Source organism: Vibrio sp. 2134-1 (genome assembly GCF_033339495.1).
Genome location: NZ_JAWOUS010000006.1, coordinates 67,544 through 87,228, shown reverse-complemented (window position 1 = coordinate 87,228; position 19,685 = coordinate 67,544). Strand labels below are relative to the sequence as shown.

Annotated in this window: 19 protein-coding genes and 1 other RNA gene; 8 read left to right on the top strand and 12 right to left on the bottom strand. The window is 43.7% G+C overall.

From position 1 onward, the window contains the following. Window positions 1-187: 187 nt before the first annotated feature. The 6 genes from tadA to R7R78_RS09390 all read right to left on the bottom strand — a co-directional run bounded on the left by tadA (window position 188) and on the right by R7R78_RS09390 (window position 5,642). Window positions 188-736, bottom strand: coding sequence for a tRNA adenosine(34) deaminase TadA (gene tadA, locus R7R78_RS09415; protein WP_186584444.1), 549 nt, complete (start codon window positions 734-736; stop codon window positions 188-190). A 212-nt stretch (window positions 737-948) separates the two neighbouring features. Beyond that, window positions 949-2,508: an AbgT family transporter gene (locus R7R78_RS09410; protein WP_017635695.1), complete on the bottom strand. Its 1,560-nt coding sequence runs from the start codon at window positions 2,506-2,508 to the stop codon at window positions 949-951. A gap of 288 nt (window positions 2,509-2,796) precedes the next feature. Continuing rightward, window positions 2,797-3,207, bottom strand: a complete 411-nt coding sequence (locus tag R7R78_RS09405) for a prepilin-type N-terminal cleavage/methylation domain-containing protein (RefSeq protein ID WP_005381606.1) — start codon at window positions 3,205-3,207, stop codon at window positions 2,797-2,799. Then, window positions 3,197-4,492, bottom strand: coding sequence for a hypothetical protein (locus R7R78_RS09400; protein ID WP_053306533.1), 1,296 nt, complete (start codon window positions 4,490-4,492; stop codon window positions 3,197-3,199). Before R7R78_RS09400 ends, R7R78_RS09405 begins: the two co-directional genes overlap by 11 nt. Next, complete coding sequence (locus tag R7R78_RS09395) at window positions 4,492-5,118, bottom strand: PilW family protein (RefSeq protein WP_033905826.1); 627 nt, start codon at window positions 5,116-5,118, stop codon at window positions 4,492-4,494. The genes R7R78_RS09400 and R7R78_RS09395 overlap by 1 nt, the downstream gene beginning before the upstream one ends. Before the next feature lie 8 nt (window positions 5,119-5,126). Then, window positions 5,127-5,642 carry a GspH/FimT family pseudopilin gene (locus R7R78_RS09390; RefSeq protein ID WP_033905824.1) on the bottom strand — a complete coding sequence of 172 codons (516 nt, stop codon included), beginning with the start codon at window positions 5,640-5,642 and terminating at the stop codon, window positions 5,127-5,129. A gap of 103 nt (window positions 5,643-5,745) precedes the next feature. Between R7R78_RS09390 and R7R78_RS09385 the strand changes: the two genes are divergently transcribed. Beyond that, the gene (locus R7R78_RS09385; RefSeq protein ID WP_171343019.1) at window positions 5,746-6,177 is read left to right on the top strand and encodes a type IV pilin protein; all 432 of its coding nucleotides are present in this window, start codon (window positions 5,746-5,748) and stop codon (window positions 6,175-6,177) included. 69 nt (window positions 6,178-6,246) lie between these two features. Here the strand turns inward: R7R78_RS09385 and dnaJ are convergent, their stop codons facing one another. The 4 genes from dnaJ to grpE all read right to left on the bottom strand — a co-directional run bounded on the left by dnaJ (window position 6,247) and on the right by grpE (window position 12,149). Beyond that, the gene (gene dnaJ, locus R7R78_RS09380) at window positions 6,247-7,395 is read right to left on the bottom strand and encodes a molecular chaperone DnaJ (protein WP_005381620.1); all 1,149 of its coding nucleotides are present in this window, start codon (window positions 7,393-7,395) and stop codon (window positions 6,247-6,249) included. Between the two features lie 204 nt (window positions 7,396-7,599). Beyond that, window positions 7,600-9,513: a molecular chaperone DnaK gene (gene dnaK / locus R7R78_RS09375; RefSeq protein WP_005381623.1), complete on the bottom strand. Its 1,914-nt coding sequence runs from the start codon at window positions 9,511-9,513 to the stop codon at window positions 7,600-7,602. Between the two features lie 347 nt (window positions 9,514-9,860). After that, a complete protein-coding gene (locus R7R78_RS09370; RefSeq protein ID WP_005381625.1) occupies window positions 9,861-11,135 on the bottom strand; it encodes a dicarboxylate/amino acid:cation symporter in 1,275 nt (424 codons plus the stop codon). A gap of 417 nt (window positions 11,136-11,552) precedes the next feature. Further along, window positions 11,553-12,149, bottom strand: a complete 597-nt coding sequence (gene grpE, locus R7R78_RS09365) for a nucleotide exchange factor GrpE (protein ID WP_021034134.1) — start codon at window positions 12,147-12,149, stop codon at window positions 11,553-11,555. A 146-nt stretch (window positions 12,150-12,295) separates the two neighbouring features. Here grpE and nadK point away from each other — a divergent pair, with 146 nt between their 5' ends. The 5 genes from nadK (at window position 12,296) to bamE (ending at window position 17,572) form a co-directional block, all read left to right on the top strand. After that, on the top strand, window positions 12,296-13,180 hold the full coding sequence (gene nadK, locus R7R78_RS09360; protein WP_005381631.1) for an NAD(+) kinase: 885 nt from the start codon (window positions 12,296-12,298) through the stop codon (window positions 13,178-13,180). A gap of 265 nt (window positions 13,181-13,445) precedes the next feature. After that, window positions 13,446-14,636, top strand: a complete 1,191-nt coding sequence (locus R7R78_RS09355; protein ID WP_005383752.1) for a DUF3103 domain-containing protein — start codon at window positions 13,446-13,448, stop codon at window positions 14,634-14,636. Window positions 14,637-14,801: 165 nt separating this feature from the next. Further along, window positions 14,802-16,466 (top strand): DNA repair protein RecN, encoded by a 1,665-nt coding sequence (recN, locus tag R7R78_RS09350; RefSeq protein WP_005383750.1) that lies wholly within the window; start codon window positions 14,802-14,804, stop codon window positions 16,464-16,466. 21 nt (window positions 16,467-16,487) lie between these two features. Beyond that, on the top strand, window positions 16,488-16,970 hold the full coding sequence (locus R7R78_RS09345) for a GNAT family N-acetyltransferase (protein WP_005381636.1): 483 nt from the start codon (window positions 16,488-16,490) through the stop codon (window positions 16,968-16,970). A gap of 242 nt (window positions 16,971-17,212) precedes the next feature. Then, window positions 17,213-17,572: an outer membrane protein assembly factor BamE gene (gene bamE, locus R7R78_RS09340; RefSeq protein WP_005383748.1), complete on the top strand. Its 360-nt coding sequence runs from the start codon at window positions 17,213-17,215 to the stop codon at window positions 17,570-17,572. 100 nt (window positions 17,573-17,672) lie between these two features. Here bamE and R7R78_RS09335 read toward each other — a convergent pair whose 3' ends face one another. Further along, on the bottom strand, window positions 17,673-18,032 hold the full coding sequence (locus R7R78_RS09335; RefSeq protein ID WP_005383746.1) for an RnfH family protein: 360 nt from the start codon (window positions 18,030-18,032) through the stop codon (window positions 17,673-17,675). Continuing rightward, window positions 18,022-18,465 carry an SRPBCC family protein gene (locus R7R78_RS09330; protein WP_005381641.1) on the bottom strand — a complete coding sequence of 148 codons (444 nt, stop codon included), beginning with the start codon at window positions 18,463-18,465 and terminating at the stop codon, window positions 18,022-18,024. Before R7R78_RS09330 ends, R7R78_RS09335 begins: the two co-directional genes overlap by 11 nt. A gap of 119 nt (window positions 18,466-18,584) precedes the next feature. On the opposite strand from R7R78_RS09330, the gene smpB reads away from it, so the two are divergent. Together smpB and ssrA are read left to right on the top strand one after the other, a co-directional pair. Continuing rightward, a complete protein-coding gene (gene smpB / locus R7R78_RS09325) occupies window positions 18,585-19,070 on the top strand; it encodes an SsrA-binding protein SmpB (protein WP_005381642.1) in 486 nt (161 codons plus the stop codon). A 66-nt stretch (window positions 19,071-19,136) separates the two neighbouring features. Further along, window positions 19,137-19,504, top strand: a transfer-messenger RNA (tmRNA) gene (gene ssrA, locus R7R78_RS09320). The last annotated feature ends 181 nt before the right edge of the window (window positions 19,505-19,685 follow it).

The window sequence follows — 19,685 nt, the reverse complement described above, 5'->3', positions numbered from 1 at the left end:
AGGAGGTTTTGAATATGAGAAGACGTAGAGTGCAGTCAAAGCGTTTAAATAACACAGTAGCTGCTATCCGACGTAAACGTAAACTGACATGTATGAAAAAGAAAGTAAGTTCACGTAATCGTGTTTTTGTACATTTAGTCAATCACTAGTGCGTCCAAGCAAACATCTACCACGTTGTAGGTGTTTGCTAGCCCTCACTACTCCTACTACCTTGTTCGCTCTCTCCATTTTCTAATGCTTTTTGTGCTTGCTTCTTCGCTTTAATTTCCTTTCGGCGGCGCTTAAAAAACGCTTGTAGCTGAGTACGGCACTCATCTTCTAGCAGCCCCTTTTCAACTAAGGCGTAATGGTAAGCGGCTTGACTTTCAAACAAATTAAGCACTGTTCCTGCTGCTCCAGCTTTTAAATCTGGCGCTCCAAAAACGACCCGCTTAACGCGGCTATGCAATAAGGCTCCCGCACACATTGGGCATGGCTCAAGTGTTACATACAAAGTCGTATCCAGAAGGCGGTAATTTTCTAGCTTTTGGCCTGCTTTACGCAGTGTTTGAATCTCAGCATGTGCGGTAGCGTCATGGGTGCCAATAGAGCGGTTCCACCCCTCAGCGATAATTTCACCATCTTTGACAAGCACTGCGCCGACAGGTACTTCCCCCTCAGCTTCTGCTTGCTCAGCAAGCTCCATCGCTCTGCGCATAAACAATTCATCTTGAGGGGAAAACGGATGGTTAGACAAAGGAGGCTCCAAAGAAACAAAAAACGATTGAAGTCAGGAATTTTATCACCAACTTCGGTTTCACTACAGCAACACATCACGGGACAAAGTCTGCAACTCCAAAAAACTAGTTACAAGACCTATCGATGTTCGTTTTACGAGAACAAAAAAGCGCAGGTCGAAGACCTGCGCTTTTTGGCTGCCAATTAGCGGCTTTCACACCCTACACGTTTTTACATGGTGTAAGTGTAAGGAGCTTGAATGCCTAGCGGGATACCTACCATCCAATAAGCAACTAGGAAGATAGACCAACCGATCAGCATTGCGATCGAGAATGGCATCATTAGTGACGCAAGCGTACCGATACCAGCCGACTTCACATAACGCTGACAGTAAACCACTACAAGAGGGAAAAATACCATTAGAGGCGAAATGATGTTCGATACAGAGTCACCCACACGGTAAGCCGCTTGAGACAGCTCAGGCGAGATACCAACCGCCATTAGCATTGGCACTAAGATTGGACCAATTAAAGCCCATTTTGCCGATGCCGAGCCAATAAGTAGGTTTACAGACGCGGTTAGAAGGATCATACCGATGATGGTCACTTCACCTGGTAGGTTCATCGCTTTTAAGCCTTCTGCGCCATACAACGCTAGCATCGTACCGATGTTTGACTGAGCAAATGCAGATAAGAACTGAGCACAGAAGAACGACATAACAATGTATGCGCCCATGGTCGACATGGTATCAGCCATCGCTTTGATAATGTCGTTGCTGGTCTTGAACGTTCCAGACACTTTACCGTAAACGTAACCAGGAATGATAAACAGAATAAAGATCAACGGCACGATAGACTTCATTATCGGTGCTGAGAAGGCCGTAATTTCACCTTCAGGCGAGCGTAGCGCTGATGTTTCTGGAATTAATGCTGCAACAAGTAAGGCAATACCCGCCATCATTGCCCAACCAGCATAACGAAATGCTTTTGATTCCAGTTCAGTAAATGAGCCTAGGTTTGGCGCAGTTTCCGCATCATCATCAATTGGCATTTTTGATAAACGAGGCTCGATGATTTTCTCTGTCACGTACCAACCAATCCCCACAATAATGATAGAGGATAGGCCAGTGAAGAAGATGTTCGCTAATGGGTTAACCACGTATTCAGGATCAAGAACCTGCGCCGCGGTTTGCGTAAAGCCTGCAAGTAGTGGATCGATACCAGAAGGGATAAAGTTTGCAGAGAAGCCACCAGATACACCTGCAAATGCTGCCGCAATACCCGCTAGAGGGTGACGACCTGCCGCATGGAAGATAATACCGCCCAGAGGAATAACCAGAACATAGCCTGCATCTGCCGCAGTATGCGACACAATAGCAACCAAAATCAGCATTGGAGTAAGAAGCTTAGCTGGCGTGAAGTTCAACATCTTCTTAAGACCCGTCGTAATAAAGCCCGAAGAATCTGCAACACCCACACCTAGCATTGCGACAAGTACGATACCCAGTGGCGCAAAACCTGTAAAGGTAGTCACCATGTTCGCAAGGAAACTTGCTAGCGCTTCGCCCGTAAGTAAGTTGGTGATAGTAAGAGCTTCGCCCGTTCGAGGGTTTGGAAGATCGAATGATACATTCGACAAAAGTGCTGACGCCGCCCAAGTAATGATCAATGCCCAGAAGAACAAAATCGCAGGATCAGGAATTTTGTTACCTGTCCTCTCGATAAAGTTTAAAAAGCGCTCCATCCCGCTCGGCTTCGATGATGGTGCCTTATTTACAGCTTGGTTACTCATGGTAACTCCATAGTGAATGATGTTGGTGCCAAGGCCTATTTGAGTAATTATGACGGCCTACTATCCAACGAGTATTCTAGTAAACACTAATGGAGAAAGCACAAGGTTCTAGATTTTTTTTCATAATTGGAGACATATTTTGCAAAAACACCACTTCAATTAAACATAATAAAAACAGTAGCACATCAACTCAATTAACAGTTCAAAAACTATTTATTAACCGTGACAAATCCGGTATTAAACAGGAATTACACCCGCATTTGTCCCAGCCCATGTATGCAATTGAACTTAGTTTTCGAATTCACTGTATTGTGAGATCATCGTTTTAAGCTGAACTGATCGCGTCTCGCCGATTCTATCCTTCCAGCTAGAGGTAATGGTGATAGTTTTCAGTGTTCCTGAAACCGTGGCAGCTGGAACTTCCCACTCGACGACATAAGATCCAGTAACAGAAGAGCCTGTTGCAATAGAAGCAAAATTTGCAGGTGTGATGGTAGACATCGCCGCAGAAGCACCACGCGTCCGGAACCATTCGAGCTGGTTTTCTGCTAGACGAAGTGCTTCAATACTTTTTATGGCATATTCGGATTCGCGTTCTAAATACACGTTTAGCTTAGTTAAACCTAGTGCCCCAACACCGATAAGTAGAAAAGAAATTAGAACTTCAAGAAGGTTAAAACCTTTTTGTTTAGAGATCATTCCAGGAGCCCTTCTTCCAGCGGAAATTAATAATCGGATCAACGACCTCATCGATGTTATCTCGGTTGTAAGCAAAATTTAGAGAGTTAACAAAATAAGCACTGTAACCTGGACTATCTAAGACTTGTCCCCCCGAAAAACTAAATGAGCCACGCTGCAGGTAAACGACTTTATCTAGAGCAAGCGTGGGAAAGTTAGCCGCATCCCCAAAATGATCTTTGGCCTCGAACAAGTTCCAATGTGTATCTAAATCTGTAAGTGAATTAGTCGTAAGTTGATAGAGCATACCAGGGAATGTCATTGAACCATGTACAGCAAAAATACCATCTTGAACCACAAGTAATATTGGAGCTTCTCCAGTAGCGGCAAAAGCTTCATTAAGATAATCAATGCCTCCTTTGATTAGTATCCCATCAGAATCATTCTCATACTCTCCAGAGCTATTCTTTTTAGAGGAAGTAAACTCACAGGACCCCGTAACCCAAATATGAGTTTTCCCTGCTGAAATTTGCTCCCCAACTTTCTTTCCACAATCAGTAACGACTTGGTTAGTTGAGTCGTCGTAATCAATCGTAGTAAACCCCCAGCCTGATTTCACCGAGTTCCAGTCACTGCGTTGCTCTCTAAAAATGTCGTAAAATGGCTCTAGGTCTGCATCTTGAATAAAGTCCTCTCCGTAATCTGAGTCAGAAGAGGTCACACTCATATGTTCCGATTTACAATCTATATTGTTGTGAACAAAATCAGCATAAGGGGCAGAACCATGTATAACCCCTTGGTTTGTCGCTCCAGCACGTGAGTGAAATGCATTCTTATAGCGAATAGCAACACACTCCCACCCACTTCCTACAAATTCGCCAGGATCTGGTGTTGAAAATGCGGAGCTACCATTAACGTATAAATCTGTACTACTTTTTAGTGCTCCGGACGCTCTTCCTCTTGAAAGGACAAGTTGTTTTTCAACGGTCCGGCTGGAGTTTGGAGCTGGTTTGCTTAACAGCTTGTTGTCGGGTTCCAATGCTAATTGATGTAAACCTAAAGGTGTTTCACATCGGCTTGAAATTAGTGAAGTTGCAGAAGAAATATCACCGGTACTTTGAACTAAAGAATAGAAACACTCCAATCCCCCTTCTGCAAGCCAATGTTCTTGTCGTGCTTCAATTTGATTGTTGGCACGCTTGATCTGATAAAAAAGAGACTTGTAGCTACCAAGCGACATCATTAATGCCGCAACTAGCAATACACCCACAACTAATAACGCTGCTGCACCTTGTTGTTTCTTCATTACTGCCAGTTCCTTTGCATCGCAGTAAACGACTGCTGCGTGCGAATATCTGTCACGTCTTTCAATTCGGTTCCCAATGTAATGGTCACCAGTGCACTTTTTGCATCAGTGCTTTCTAGCAAATCACTAGTCAGGTCAAATCGATTAACGTGAATAACTTTTTTATCAAAGAGAGTGTTACATGAGCCTGTGCCTGCAAGGTTGACCACGTCATTAACATCCCATATCGTTATTTGCTTTTTTTCACACACAAATAGCGACTCTGGCGTATTAACTCGTTGCTCATAAGCCACGTTTTTATATAAAGGAGCAGAGCCAGAAACACCTATGTAATAGGCGTAAGCAATTAGCCCTCTATCAACATCATCAAGAGTGTAAATTGTGTTCGCTGAGCCCGATATTTTTATAGAATGACCATTGTTACCGTCAAAACCAGCACGCTGAATGTCGCTCTTGAGCATCTGCACGACACTTTCAGAATTCTGTAACAACATTAACTCTTTCGAACGCTCCATTATCACTCGTTGACCACTCACATAGATTGACCCCACTGTCGCAAGAGAAATAAGCCCAAGCACAGATGCGATCATAAACTCAATAAGGCTAGCCCCTTTTTGTTTAAACATAGCCATCCTTAAGAGCAAGTTGAATAACCGTAATATTCTGTGCCGCTGTTATCACTACATACTCTTACGCGGGCTGATAAAGTATGAGAAATGAGTTTTAAGGCTTTTGATGATTCACCAACAGGATGAAACTTCAAGTTTCCTGATGATGGTCGACCATGAACATCGTCGAAGCTGATTTGATCGGAAGCATAGCTCGGGGTAACGACAATACCGTAATACGGCTTACCTGATAAAGAGAACAACACAGTCCCAGCACCCTCAGCTCCGTTATCTGTCAAATCAATACGCCAGTTTCCGTCACTGGATGAGCTCCCAGACATGATGATGTGTGCCCAAAGTCTTTCACGCCGTAATACTGCTTCAGACTTGCCTTCAATAACAAAGCCATGCAATTCATTAGCTAAGCGCTGCATTTTGTTGGTTTCAAAGACATTCTTGAAAGATGGTGCAGCTGTAGCCAATAAAGCACTCAGTACAGCAACAGTAATAAGAAGCTCCAACAACGTAAACCCGCGAGGCATTTCCCAAATTCCTATGTAAACGGCAAAAGGGCCGTAATTCATCTTGCACAGATGCTATCACCTGCCAAAAATAGGCGGAAAAGTGAAAAGGAAACTACTCGTGATGATTCGAATTTCTCGTTGTAACGGCTACAAAAAAGGATTGAGAGGGATGACATTGATCGAATTACTGATAGCTGTCGTGATTGTCGGGATCATTGCTGCGATCGCCTACCCTTCTTACACTAATCATGTAATCAAGTCTCATAGGACGGTTGCCTTGAGCGATCTTAGTCGAATTCAGCTAGAGCTAGAGACATCTTATGATGGTGGGTACGACTGGAGTCATATTCTCTCTGGAGGCACATGCACTCTATGTGACTCAGACACAAATAGATTTTCTTTCGATATTGCGAGCTCTGCAAGTACGGCCTATACCATTACAGCAACAGCAAAATCGGCTCTGGGACAAGACGACGACGAGTGCTTGACTGGTTCTAAAACGATTACTTTAACGTCAACAAATGTCGAAGAACCAAGTGATTGCTGGAATTAGGAAGAACACCGAGATGCAAAAAGGCCTGCATTTTAGCAGGCCTTTGTATTTGTGCTTTTCACTAACGTCTTAGCTGGTTAAATCATCAAAGAACTTTTTCACACCGTTGAAAAAGCCTTCTGATTTAGGCTTGTGCTTTGTCGCCGCTTCACCACCACAAGACTCTTCAAACTCTTTGAGCAGTTCTTTTTGGCGTGAGCTTAGGTTTACTGGTGTTTCAACAACCAACTTAACAATAAGATCACCAACACCGCCACCGCGAACGCCTTTCACACCTTTACCACGCATACGGAACATACGACCTGTTTGCGTTTCTGAAGGCACTTTTAGGCTTACGCGACCATCTAGGGTTGGTACTTCAACTTCACCACCTAGAGCTGCCATCGCAAAGCTTACTGGCACTTCACAGTATAGGTTGTTGCCATCACGCTCGAAGATATGGTGCTCTTTCACGTGCACTTGTACATACAAGTCACCCGCTGGTGCTCCCATTTCTCCCGCTTCACCTTCGCCAGATAGACGAATACGGTCGCCAGTATCAACACCTGCTGGGATCTTAACGTTAAGTGTTTTTGTTTTCTGCTTACGACCTTGACCATGACACTCATTACAAGGGTCTTTAATGATTTTACCTTTGCCGTGACAGGTAGGGCAGGTTTGTTGCACTGCGAAGAAGCCCTGGCGCATCTGTACTTGACCATGACCATGACAGGTACCACATGTTTCAGCAGATGAACCTTTCTTCGCGCCACTACCATCACAGGTATCACAGTGTACTAGTGTCGGTACTTCGATCTCTTTCGTTACACCACGAACCGCTTCTTCTAGCGTCAATTCCATGTTGTAACGTAGGTCAGCACCTCGCTGGGCACGGTGGCCACCACCGCCACGACGACCACCACCAAAGATGTCACCGAATACATCGCCAAAGATGTCGCCGAAATCAGCACCGCCGCCGCCAAAGCCGCCGCCACCGAAACCACCGCCGCCTTGTTCAAAAGCTGCATGACCGTATTGGTCGTACGCCGCTTTCTTTTGAGGGTCGGTCAGAACTTCGTACGCTTCTTTTACTTCTTTAAACTTGTCCGCCGCAGAATCATCACCCTGGTTTCGGTCTGGGTGGAATTTCATCGCTAGACGCTTATACGCCTTTTTGATATCGCGCTCTGAGGCATCACGGCTTACGCCTAATACTTCGTAAAAATCACGTTTTGACATGTTCTTCGTCACCAGTTAATTACTACAAACGGCATCGATTCACCGCTTGGTGTTTGTATCGTTCTAGGTAAGTGCACTTGTCTGCAACATACTTAACTAGAAAGACAGCGTTTACAAACAGACGGGCGTAAGAGTTGCCCCAAACGCCCGCACACGAAGTCTTATCGACCCCAGATGGCTATGCAGCCATCTGGTTAAGAAATATTATTTCTTGTCGTCTTTAACTTCTTCGAACTCAGCATCTACAACGTCGTCTTCTTTAGACTGTGCACCTGCGTCAGCACCTTGTGCTTGCTGCGCTTGAGCTTGTTGTTGAGCGATTTCCATCAGCTTTTGAGAAGCAGTCATTAGTGCTTGAACTTTAGCATCGATAGCTTCTTTGTCTTCGCCTTTACGTGCTGTTTCTAGCTCAGAAATTGCTGCTTCAATCTTCTCTTTCTCTTCTGCAGGTAGCGCTTCACCAGCTTCTTCTACTTGCTTACGAGTACCGTGAATCATTTGGTCAGCTTGGTTACGTGCAGTCGCTAGCTCTTCGAACTTCTTGTCCGCTTCTTTGTTAGCTTCTGCTTCTTGAACCATTTTCTCGATGTCTTCATCGCTTAGACCGCCAGAAGCTTGAATAGTGATCTTCTGCTCTTTACCAGTCTGCTTGTCTTTCGCAGACACGTGTAGGATACCATCCGCATCAAGGTCAAACGTAACCTCGATTTGTGGCATACCACGTGGTGCAGGCTGGATGCCTTCTAGGTTAAATTGGCCTAGAGACTTGTTGTACATCGCTTGCTTACGCTCACCTTGTAGAACGTGGATAGTTACCGCGCTCTGGTTGTCTTCCGCTGTAGAGAAAACTTGGTTCGCTTTAGTTGGGATAGTTGTGTTCTTCTCAACTAACTTAGTCATCACGCCACCCATTGTCTCGATACCTAGAGACAGTGGAGTTACGTCTAGTAGTAGTACGTCTTTAACGTCACCAGCAAGTACACCACCTTGAACTGCAGCACCCATTGCTACTGCTTCGTCAGGGTTTACGTCACGGCGCGCTTCTTTACCAAAGAACTCAGCAACTTTCGCTTGAACCATTGGCATACGAGTCTGACCACCAACTAGGATTACGTCAGTGATGTCGTTTACTGATAGGTCAGCGTCAGCTAGAGCTACTTTTAATGGCTCAAGAGAGCGTTGTACTAGGTCTTCAACTAGAGATTCTAGTTTTGCACGAGTCACTTTAATGTTCATGTGCTTAGGACCAGTTGCATCTGCAGTAACGTAAGGTAGGTTTACGTCTGTTTGAGAAGTAGAAGAAAGCTCGATTTTCGCTTTCTCTGCTGCTTCTTTAACACGCTGCATTGCTAGTGGGTCGTTCTTAAGGTTGATGCCTTGCTCTTTGTTGAACTCATCAACCAAGTAGTTGATTAGACGGTTATCAAAGTCTTCACCACCTAGGTGAGTATCACCGTTAGTTGCTAGAACTTCGAATGTTTTCTCGCCTTCAACTTCATCAATTTCGATGATTGAAATATCGAATGTACCACCACCAAGGTCGTATACCGCGATAGTGCGATCGCCGCCCTTCTTATCAAGACCGTAAGCTAGCGCAGCTGCTGTTGGTTCGTTGATGATACGTTTAACTTCTAGACCTGCGATACGGCCAGCATCTTTTGTCGCTTGACGCTGAGCATCGTTAAAGTAAGCAGGTACTGTGATAACTGCGCCAGTTACTTCCTCACCAAGGAAGTCTTCAGCAGTTTTCTTCATTTTCTTAAGAACTTCAGCAGAAACCTGAGGAGCTGCCATTTTTTGGCCTTTCGCTTCTACCCAAGCATCACCGTTGTCAGCCTTAACGATTTTGTAAGGCATGATTTCGATGTCACGCTGAACTTCTTCGTCTTCAAAACGACGACCGATTAGACGCTTAATTGCAAATAGCGTGTTTTCTGGGTTAGTTACTGCTTGACGTTTCGCTGGTTGACCTACTAGCGTCTCACCGTCAGTGTAAGCAATAACCGATGCAGTAGTACGTTCGCCCTCTGCGTTTTCAATTACACGTGGTTTGTCGCCGTCTAATACAGCAACACATGAGTTAGTAGTACCTAAGTCAATACCAATGATTTTACCCATCTGGCTATCTCCGAATAAATTCTATTTTCGTTTGGTTATAACCCCAATGTGGGGGGAGGAGAATCGGGTTTCAACCCTTGCTCACAAACAAAAATAATCAATGTTTGCTTCTCTATGCCACATAGATAAGGGCGGCAAAATGCTTTTCAAGGGCAGAATTAAAAAAAAGCGTCTTTTTTCGAAATTTATGTGTTTCTTTCTGATTAGTTGGGAACTCGTCACACTGCTGTAGCGCAACAAAACGTCATTTCCCAGATAAATTTATTTATGTCCGACTCTTCCTAAATAAAAAACGAACTCATAAGAGCTCGCTTCAATATTAGGGTTAAAATAAATGATTCAAGGTATTAGGCGTTCGCTTGAGCAGGCTCAGCATCAACACCTTCTTCTTTACCTATCTCACCTTCTGTTTTTGCAACAATGGTGTTCACTGCCGTGTCGCCGACAACGTTAGATGATGTACAGAACATATCATTAATACGGTCGACCGCTGCAATGATTGCTAAACCTTCAGGTGGTAAACCTAGTTGGTGAAGCAAAACGCCTACCATTACCACGCCGCCCCCAGGAACGCCGCCAGCACCAATAGATAACAGAAGAATAGTTAAGCCAAGTGTGAAGATGTCTGCGGTGTTAATTGGCTGGCCAAAAGCGTTCGCAACAAACATCGTTGCTAGAGCAATATAGATAGACACACCAGACATATTCATCGTTGCGCCCAGTGGTACACCGAAGCCAGCAACCGATTTAGAGACCTGAAGCTTTTCTGTCAGTGTGCGCATCGTTACCGGGATAGTCGCGTTTGAGCTCGCGGTAGATAGAGAGAAAAGAATCTGCTCACGAGTTGCACGTAGGAAAGTCTTTGGAGAAGTTCCTGTCGCAATACTCACTGCCATTGGGTAGAAGAAGAAGATCCAAAACACCAACATCGCAACCACCAAAGCCACGTAACCAGCAACGGACATTAATGTATTGGCGTTTAGCGTTGCACCTAGTTGAATCATTAGTGCGAACACACCATATGGTGCAAGACTCATCACTAATCCAACCAATTTCATCATGATTTCATTTGCCATTTTGAATGTGCGAATAGCTGGGCCACCACGAGAATCCAAAGCTTGAATTGCAAGCCCCGTCAAAATTGCCATAAAGATGATTTGCAGCATGTCGCCGCTAGCAAACGCTTGTACAGGATTGCTAGGAACAATGTTAACAACTAAAGAGAAAATGTCCGGCGTCTCTGTCGTTGTCAGCTGTACAGCCTCAGATACCGTTCCTGCTAGATTAGCGCCCGCTCCTGGCTGGAAGATCAAGCCGACAGTCAAAGCCGCCGTAATCGCAATGATGGTGTTAAGAATGTAAAGGGTAAAAGTTTTTCCACCAAGACGACCAAATGCACTGATGTCTTTCAAGTCAACAATGCCGCATACGATTGAAACGTAAACTAAAGGAACAACAAGCAATTTGATCAGTGAGACGAACATGCCGCCAACACCTTCTGCTGCTCCAAGTAGGTATGTATCAAAAATCGCAATACCGCTAAATAAGTACTGAATTGCTGTCCCCAGCACAAGGCCGGCAAACAAGCCTATAAAAATCTTACTAGAAAGCGATTTATCCATTATAAATCTCCGATATGTTGTGTTTACTATTTACATTTTTGTAGTTATATATGCTTACTTTTAAAGCATTAGTCGCAAATCATACACACCGAAGTTACAAAATAAAGTGATAATTTACATTTTTGTTAACGAAATTGTTTTAGAAAAAATGACTATATTTACATTCCTATGCAGAACAAACATTCACACAGCGAATGATTACAATCACTTATAGCCCTTTCCGTTAATAAACACGCAGCGAGATGAGAGAAAATCTCCTATAGGAAAATAATTAACCAATAGGAAAAAATATGAAGGGGATCAAATTTTCATTTATCGATATACAACGAAGTTCGATGCAGTCATTTATGTTTAAAACAAAAAAGCGCCCATCAAAAATGATGGGCGCTTTTATATTAAAAAAACAGGGAGTTAAAGTTACTTAGCAACCATTACCATTGCCGGACGAATCACACGACCGTTTAGTTCGTAACCTTTTTGCATAACAAACATAACAGTGTTTGATTCATGATCAGGGCTCTCCTGAATCGACATCGCTTGATGGAACTCTGGATTGAATGCTTCACCTTCAGGGTTGATTGCTTTCAAGCCAAATTTCGCGACAACGTCTACAAACGTTTTATGTGTTAGTTCAACGCCTTCTAGGAACGGCTTCACAGTTTCATTCTCTGTATCTGCCGCTTGAATTGCACGCTCTAGGTTATCAATAACAGGAAGCAGCTCTTCTGCAAACTTGTTCAACGCAAACTTACGTGCTTTATCGATCTCTTGCTCAGTGCGACGACGCATGTTTTCTACTTCAGCTTTAGAACGCAACACCGCATCTTGTTGCTCTTTTACTTTTGCCTCGCTAGACAATAGTGCCGCTTCTAGTTGAGCAATCTTAGCGTCTGTCTCATCACCAAGCTCTTCAAGCTCAGCTTCAACTTCTTGTGCTTCAGCTTCTACTTTTTCAGCCTCTTCGATGATTTGATCAAGCTCTTCTTCTGTAACTTTGTTTTCTTCGTTGCTCATGATATCTCCAGAATTCAACATAATGCCCTTAAAGCCATGCGCGTTTTTGCGGGCTTTAACCACATAAAAATTCGCATATTTAGGTGACTTGCCATTATTATGGGGATGAAGATTCCTGATTCAAGCCTCTTTAATGCGGAAATGCTATGAAAAATCCATGTAACGTGATCGCGATTATCGGAAAACCAAGAGATCAACAAGCAATTCAAACTCATAAAGAGTTGTACCAATGGTTGACTTCTGAGGGCTATAAAGTATTCATTGACGATCGCCTTGCCGCAATACTGGATGATATCCCACAGAGTCAGTTTGCTAGCTTAGTTGAACTAGGAAAAAATGCCGATCTAGCCATTGTGGTTGGTGGCGATGGCAACATGTTAGGTGCGGCAAGAATTTTATCCCGATTTGATGTGCCAGTTATAGGCGTGAACCGTGGAAATTTGGGCTTCTTAACTGACTTGAACCCAGACGACTTCCAAGCGTCTCTGCAAGCGGTACTCGACGGTGAGTATATTGAAGAGGAACGTTTTCTTTTAGAGGCGGAAGTACACCGCCACGGACAAATAAAGAGCCATAACGCTGCGCTAAACGAAGCCGTACTTCACCCAGGGCAAATTGCCCATATGATTGAATTTGAAGTGTACATAGATGAAAGCTTCGCCTTCTCTTTACGGGCCGACGGTTTGATTGTCTCCACTCCGACTGGCTCGACGGCATATTCACTTTCTGGCGGCGGCCCAATTCTTTCTCCTAGCTTGAATGCCATTTCACTCGTGCCAATGTTCCCTCATACATTGTCGAGTCGACCTTTGGTGGTTGATGGAAAACGTCGAATTAAATTGGTGGTATCACCAGAAAACCGTGGAACACAAGAAGTTAGCTGTGATGGACAAGTCTCACTTCCAGTTACCCCTGGCGACGAAATTCACATCTATCAAAGTCCAAATGTACTAAAGCTCATCCATCCAAAAGACTACAGCTACTATCACGTCTTACGGAATAAGCTTGGCTGGTCTAGTAAATTGTTCTAACACTTGTTACTCAGGGTAATAACTTCAATAAAAAAGCCAGCAGCTCAATTGCTACTGGCTTTTGGCTTTCTTAGACAAGAAATAGACACAAAGTAGTGAGGCGACACGATATTTGTCATCATTAAAGAGAAGCTTATAAATTTTGATCCTGTGGGCAAACTTTACACAAAAGATAGAAAAGCAAATTCAATGATCTATGTCCGGTGATATTCTCACCATGAATAGAGTATTAACTCTATTTCATACAATCAATAAAGGACATATTATGAAGAAAACCATCATTCTGTCTGTTCTCAGTACATTAGCACTTATTGGCTGCCAATCAGAGGAAACGCAAGTCAACAGTGTATCCAACGCAAAAGCGGAAGATATCACTAAGACGAAGCGTGCCCTAGCTCAACAATTGAGTGAGAACTATGCTGCCATTGAACCCATGTTGAGAAGAGATATTACTCCGCAACAGACTAACGTGTCTGTATCAGCATTTGTTAAGCAAAACCCTAACTCAGAGTTCAGCCGCCAGCTTGTACAAGCTGACACTCAAATTCGTAGCTGGAAAGGTATTTCTGAATACTCAGATCAGTTGTTAGAAGTTCGCTTGGCAAATGAAGCCATGATAACAGCATGGCAAAGTGGCGAGGTCGAGCCATTATTTGCATTTGAACCAAGTGGTGATGATGAGAATTGGCAATACATCGAAGCATTTGATGTTTATGGCAACATCCATCAACTCGATGTTTACCAGCTCCCTGAGGTACCTGTACTTGTCGTTGATAACAATAGCTCTGCAGAGTTAAAAGCAGGCTTGCAAGCTATGCAAGCTGAGATGAAAAAACTCGGTCAACCAGCTTTAGTTCAACCATATATTGCTGATGAACAACGCCAAAATACACCGCTATTGTCAAGTAGCGCAGTGGGCGAAGCGGCTCCAATTCAAACCACGCAGTTGAAAAAGATCCGTCTAGCCGATGACAAAGAACCTTGGATCTCTGGCAAGGCAGAAATCTACGCTATCGTAACGGGCGTCAATCCAAGTCGTGATGAACCTACTCTCGATTTGGTGGAGCTTCCATACTTAGACTACGATAACCAAGATTACTATCCAAATCAGATCATTATTCACTGGTCTCGTTACCGCTGGGGTGCGGCAGACATTGTGCTCATGGAGCAAGATGACGGCACAGACTATAAACAATTGGCAAAACTCCTTGTTCAAGTTGCCGAAGAAGTATTGAAAGCGATTCCAGATCCAGAAGTTCAGGCTTACGCGATTATTCCGCAAATCACGAACAAGATCATCGACACTATCCCCGATGGTGTACTCACGAATGATGATGACTTCGTCGACGTTTACTACACTCTAATGCAAGACACTTCATACGTGGATCACCCTGGTGCAGGTGTGAATGCAGTCGTCACACTAGAACCACTAACGATTAACCCAACTCGTCCGTAACCTGTTCAATTTTAATGAGTCGTTGTAATCACATCGGCTCATTTTTCCCACTTCATCACAAAAAACAGCCTACAAAGAAAATTTTCCTTACCTGACTTTACTGTATAAAGAAACAGTATATACTGTTCTCTTATACAGTATTGTTCAGTTATACAGGTAAATAAAATGCTGGCTCATCTAAGTGTTAATAATTTTGCGATTGTTAAGTCTTTACAACTCGAGCTTTCTAAGGGCATGACCACCATTACAGGTGAAACAGGCGCGGGTAAATCCATTGCTATCGATGCTTTAGGGCTCTGCTTAGGCGGACGAGCCGATGCCGGCATGGTGCGACAAGGTGAAGAGAAAACCGAAGTTAGCGCCGCTTTTTTATTGGACAACAACTTACATGCAACACGTTGGTTAGAAGATAACGATCTGCTAGATGGCAGTGAGTGTATTTTGCGTCGTATTATCACAAAAGAAGGCCGCTCAAGAGCCTTCATTAATGGCAGCCCTGTTCCACTATCACAACTCAAATCTCTAGGGCAGCTACTTATCAATATCCATGGGCAGCACGCTCATCATCAATTGATGAAAAGTGAGCACCAAATGGCCATGCTCGACCAATATGCTGGGCATTTAAACCTACTAAAAAGCACACGAAGTGCTTACCAGCATTGGCGTCAGGCGGATAATAACCTCAAGCAGCTAAAAGAAAATAGCCAGCAAAACCAGGCGCAAAAACAGTTGCTTGAATACCAAATCAAAGAACTGAATGAGTTATCGCTAGGTGAAGAAGAATTTGCAGAGCTCGAGCAAGAGCACAAACGACTATCCAACAGTGGTGAACTCGCCACTACCTGTCAGCAAGCCATCGAACTTATTTACGAAGGTGAAGAAGTCAATGCGCTTGGTATTTTGCAATCGGCCAATCACTCCCTAATTCAATTAGCCGAATTAGATGAAAAGCTATCTGAGCTACCTAACATGCTGTCAGAAGCGATGATTCAACTTGAAGAAACGAAGAATGAATTACGCAGCTACTTAGATGGCATCGATGTTGATCCTGCTCGTATGGCTTATGTAGAAGAACGTTTTTCTAAAGTGATGTCTGTAGCTCGTAAACACCACGTAATGCCAGAAGAACTATACCAACATCATCAAGATCTTCTGGCCCAAGTAGAAGCGTTAGATTGCTCCGATGAACGTTTAGATGAGCTTGCTCAAGAAGTAGAACACAAGTACCAAAGCTTTCTAACACAAGCAGAAAAACTGCACAAATCACGCAGCCGTTACGCAAAAGAACTGAACAAACTGATCACACAAAGCATGCACGAATTGAGCATGGAGAAAGCAGTATTCAGTATCGAAGTTAGCAATGACAACACGCACCCATCGCCGCTTGGCATGGACAGCGTGTGCTTCTTAGTATCGACCAACCCGGGACAACCATTGCAACCTATAGCAAAAGTTGCGTCAGGCGGTGAGCTATCACGTATCTCTCTAGCGATCCAAGTGATCACCGCTCAGAAAGTAGATACACCAAGTTTAATCTTCGATGAAGTGGATGTAGGTATTAGTGGCCCAACAGCTGCCGTAGTGGGCAAAATGCTACGCAAGCTTGGCGAATCTACTCAAGTATTGTGTGTCACTCACCTCCCTCAAGTTGCCGGATGCGGCCATCAACAAATGTTTGTTGCTAAGCAAACCAAAGCAGGCCAAACCGAAACCCAAATGCACGCATTAGATGAACAACAACGTGTGGCAGAATTAGCTCGCTTACTTGGTGGTAGTCAAATAACCGACTCAACGTTGGCAAACGCAAAAGAACTGCTTATCGCCGCTTAATAGATCGACAAGGGATGAGATATGGATATCAGAGCAATACACAAAACCAACTGCTTAGATCTCATCCCTATTTTTATTGAGTTAGAACATTACTACTTCAAAGAAAAAGCTTCATCAAAACACGATCTGGTCCATTATCTAAAGAGCCAAGTCTTCTCTGAACATTCTGGTGTTAATATCATTGCGGTTTACGATAATGATGACGTCGTAGGCTTTGCATCTTATACCGTCATGTTCCCTGCCCCAAAACTCTCAGGGCAGATGTACTTAAAAGATCTGTTCGTATCTTCGAAGGTTCGAGGAAAAGGGGTTGGTCTCAAGTTAATGAAGTATCTGGCATCTTTGGCGATCAAGTGTGGATGCCAAAGGTTGGACTGGACAGCTGAAAGTAGTAACCCTACCGCAGGTCAGTTTTACCGCTCAATTGGTGCAACACTAATTCATGAAAAAGAGTATTATCGTTTTTCAGGTGATGCATTACGCGAATTCGCCAAAACCGACTAACGAGTCACTAGGCTTGGCTCACCGCTGAAAGCGTCCATCACCCTACCTCCGATTGAAATGTGCTCTTCGTCACCTAACTAATACGTCATGTGGTGACATTTACCGCCTAATATCGGTGAATAAATGCAACTCAACTCAAAATTCGTTGTCAGATTGTCTACCATACGACGCATAGCTTTTTACATCTGCGTCGAGCTTGTTTATTATCAGCGCAGTATTTTAAAGGTTACTAAGAAATTATTATGCAATTAAAGAAGTGGTTAGTTGCCGTACCATTAGCAATGACATTGCTGACAGGATGTTCGGTATTGGAAAAACTGGTTTATCGTATTGATATCAACCAAGGCAACTATGTAGAACAAAGTGCGGTTGATAAATTAAAGTTTGGGATGACTAAAGCACAGGTTCGCTTCGTATTAGGGTCGCCAATGCTTATTGAAAACGGCTATCCAAACACTTGGTATTACATCTATCATCATACTCCTGGCCATGGCGAACCAGTACAGAAAGATCTGATTGTAAACTTTAATGACCAAGGCACACTCGCAGACATCAGTGGTGACTTTCCAAAAAGTGACGCATTTTACGAGCAAATTCAGTAAACTGACTTTTGCAAAAAACCTCCCGTTTGGGAGGTTTTTTATTATATAGAAATCACGTTAGTCAAACTTTGAGTAACTCACATGAGCTATTGGGTTTATATTAATCCTGCTTATTTTTACGTACAGAACTAGGCTTGCCACCGGTGACTGGGTCTGCACTTCCCTCGGCTTTAGCCTGCTCCGCCCGTTTACGGCGAATCTCTTTCGGATCGGCGAGTAACGGACGATAAATCTCTATTCGGTCTCGATCTCGAACGGTCACATCCAACTTCACGTTACGACTAAACACACCCACTTTGTTCTTGGACAAATCAATTTCAGGGTACAACTCCAATACACCGGATTGTCGAATGATCTCTTCTACCGTTGCGTGATTATTTACCACTAAGTTAAATACACGCTGTTCATGAGGAAGAGCATAGACAACCTCAACGTGAATCATATCTGACTCAATACTCATAACACTCGTAGACCTGTTTTGCGCGTTTAGTAAATGCATTTACCATATTACTAGTAAGCTCGTTAAAAATCTTACCGAAGGCCATCTCAATCATTTTACTTGAGAATTCAAACTCAAGCTTTAGTTCAACCTTGCAAGCTTGCTCATCTAGCGCGGTAAAAATCCAACCACCACGCAACGTCTTAAACGGGCCATCCACCAAGTTCATCATAATTGCCTGACCGGGGATCAACTCATTTGAAGTCGTAAACGTTTTGCTGATTCCAGCCTTCGCCACATCGACAGAAGCCACCATACCATTCCCCGAAGACTCAATGATTCTAGAGCCCGAGCAACCAGGCAGAAATTCAGGGTATTTAGCAACATCATTAACCAGATTGAACATCTGTTCGGCGCTAAAAGACACAAGCGCAGAACGGCTGACTTGCTTCATACATACTCCTATCGATACATGTACAGATTTAAAGCTACTCGCCAATTTTACTTTTATTCCACGATTGCGCAAATAAAAGGATTTCCTATCCGATATCCAACCCGTATAATGACGCTATTATGGCAAAGAAAAAAACGAAACAAAAAGCGGGTAGCAATACTATCGCGCTGAATAAAAAAGCTCGCCACGAGTATTTCATCGATGATGAAATCGAAGCTGGCTTGGAGCTCCAAGGTTGGGAAGTGAAAGCCCTTCGCCAAGGTAAAGCCAATATTTCTGAAAGTTACGTATTTATGCGTGACGGTGAAGCCTTTGTGAGTGGCATGACAATCACTCCTTTAAATCAGGCATCGACACACGTTGTGGCGAACCCTACACGTGTGCGTAAACTACTAATGAGTCGTCGTGAGCTAGATAACCTATTCGGACGTGTAAACCGTGAAGGTATGACATTAACGGCCCTCTCACTGTACTGGTCTCGCTCTTGGGTGAAACTAAAAATTGGCGTAGCAAAAGGTAAAAAGCTGCACGATAAACGTACGGATCTAAAAGAAAAAGACTGGGCAAGAGAAAAAGCGCGCGTAATGAAGAGCGCGCTGCGTTAATCTTGACCACTTAAACGCATAGTACTGGACAGCCAATGCTTTTCTGTTACTATGCGAATATTACCTGGGGCTGATTTAGGATTCGACGGGAATTCAGAAGTCTGAGGTGCATGCCGAGGTGCGGTAGGCCTCGTTAACAAACCGCAAAAAAATAGTCGCAAACGACGAAAACTACGCACTAGCAGCTTAATAACCTGCTAAGAGCTCTCTCGCCCTAGCTTCCGCACGTAAGACGGGGAATAACGAGGGATCAAACCCAAACGCGCTAGCCCGGATTCTCCCGCCTGAGAGATGAACGGCGAATTTTAATTCAGGCTAGTCATTCATTAGCGTGTCGGTTCGCAGGTGGGTGGCGAAATTAAAGATCGACTAAGCATGTAGTACCAATGATGAACGGTTTTCGGACGCGGGTTCAACTCCCGCCAGCTCCACCAATCACTAGTAACGGGACGTCTCAGGACGTCCCGTTTTCTTTTCTAAACCCTTGTCCCATCTAGCTTTAAGTGGTTCAGGGCGTCTCATCAAGATTCACTTAATCTCAGTCATTTAGTAACATTCTGCGTAACACTAACCAATAACAACACAAATTGGTGTTACATCAGAAAGGAACCATTA

Bases quoted from the DNA above. Each gene is read 5' to 3' on its own strand.
- R7R78_RS09370 (WP_005381625.1), bottom strand. From the start codon at position 11,135: ATGGATAAATCGCTTTCTAGTAAGATTTTTATAGGCTTGTTTGCCGGC.
- R7R78_RS09345 (WP_005381636.1), top strand. From the start codon at position 16,488: ATGGATATCAGAGCAATACACAAAACCAACTGCTTAGATCTCATCCCT.
- R7R78_RS09405 (WP_005381606.1), bottom strand. From the start codon at position 3,207: ATGATCTCTAAACAAAAAGGTTTTAACCTTCTTGAAGTTCTAATTTCT.
- R7R78_RS09410 (WP_017635695.1), bottom strand. From the start codon at position 2,508: ATGAGTAACCAAGCTGTAAATAAGGCACCATCATCGAAGCCGAGCGGG.
- R7R78_RS09335 (WP_005383746.1), bottom strand. From the start codon at position 18,032: ATGAGTATTGAGTCAGATATGATTCACGTTGAGGTTGTCTATGCTCTT.
- grpE (WP_021034134.1), bottom strand. From the start codon at position 12,149: ATGAGCAACGAAGAAAACAAAGTTACAGAAGAAGAGCTTGATCAAATC.
- R7R78_RS09330 (WP_005381641.1), bottom strand. From the start codon at position 18,465: ATGAAGCAAGTCAGCCGTTCTGCGCTTGTGTCTTTTAGCGCCGAACAG.
- nadK (WP_005381631.1), top strand. From the start codon at position 12,296: ATGAAAAATCCATGTAACGTGATCGCGATTATCGGAAAACCAAGAGAT.
- R7R78_RS09385 (WP_171343019.1), top strand. From the start codon at position 5,746: ATGATTCGAATTTCTCGTTGTAACGGCTACAAAAAAGGATTGAGAGGG.
- R7R78_RS09395 (WP_033905826.1), bottom strand. From the start codon at position 5,118: ATGTTTAAACAAAAAGGGGCTAGCCTTATTGAGTTTATGATCGCATCT.
- smpB (WP_005381642.1), top strand. From the start codon at position 18,585: ATGGCAAAGAAAAAAACGAAACAAAAAGCGGGTAGCAATACTATCGCG.
- dnaK (WP_005381623.1), bottom strand. From the start codon at position 9,513: ATGGGTAAAATCATTGGTATTGACTTAGGTACTACTAACTCATGTGTT.
- bamE (WP_005383748.1), top strand. From the start codon at position 17,213: ATGCAATTAAAGAAGTGGTTAGTTGCCGTACCATTAGCAATGACATTG.
- dnaJ (WP_005381620.1), bottom strand. From the start codon at position 7,395: ATGTCAAAACGTGATTTTTACGAAGTATTAGGCGTAAGCCGTGATGCC.
- recN (WP_005383750.1), top strand. From the start codon at position 14,802: ATGCTGGCTCATCTAAGTGTTAATAATTTTGCGATTGTTAAGTCTTTA.
- R7R78_RS09355 (WP_005383752.1), top strand. From the start codon at position 13,446: ATGAAGAAAACCATCATTCTGTCTGTTCTCAGTACATTAGCACTTATT.
- R7R78_RS09390 (WP_033905824.1), bottom strand. From the start codon at position 5,642: ATGCCTCGCGGGTTTACGTTGTTGGAGCTTCTTATTACTGTTGCTGTA.
- R7R78_RS09400 (WP_053306533.1), bottom strand. From the start codon at position 4,492: ATGAAGAAACAACAAGGTGCAGCAGCGTTATTAGTTGTGGGTGTATTG.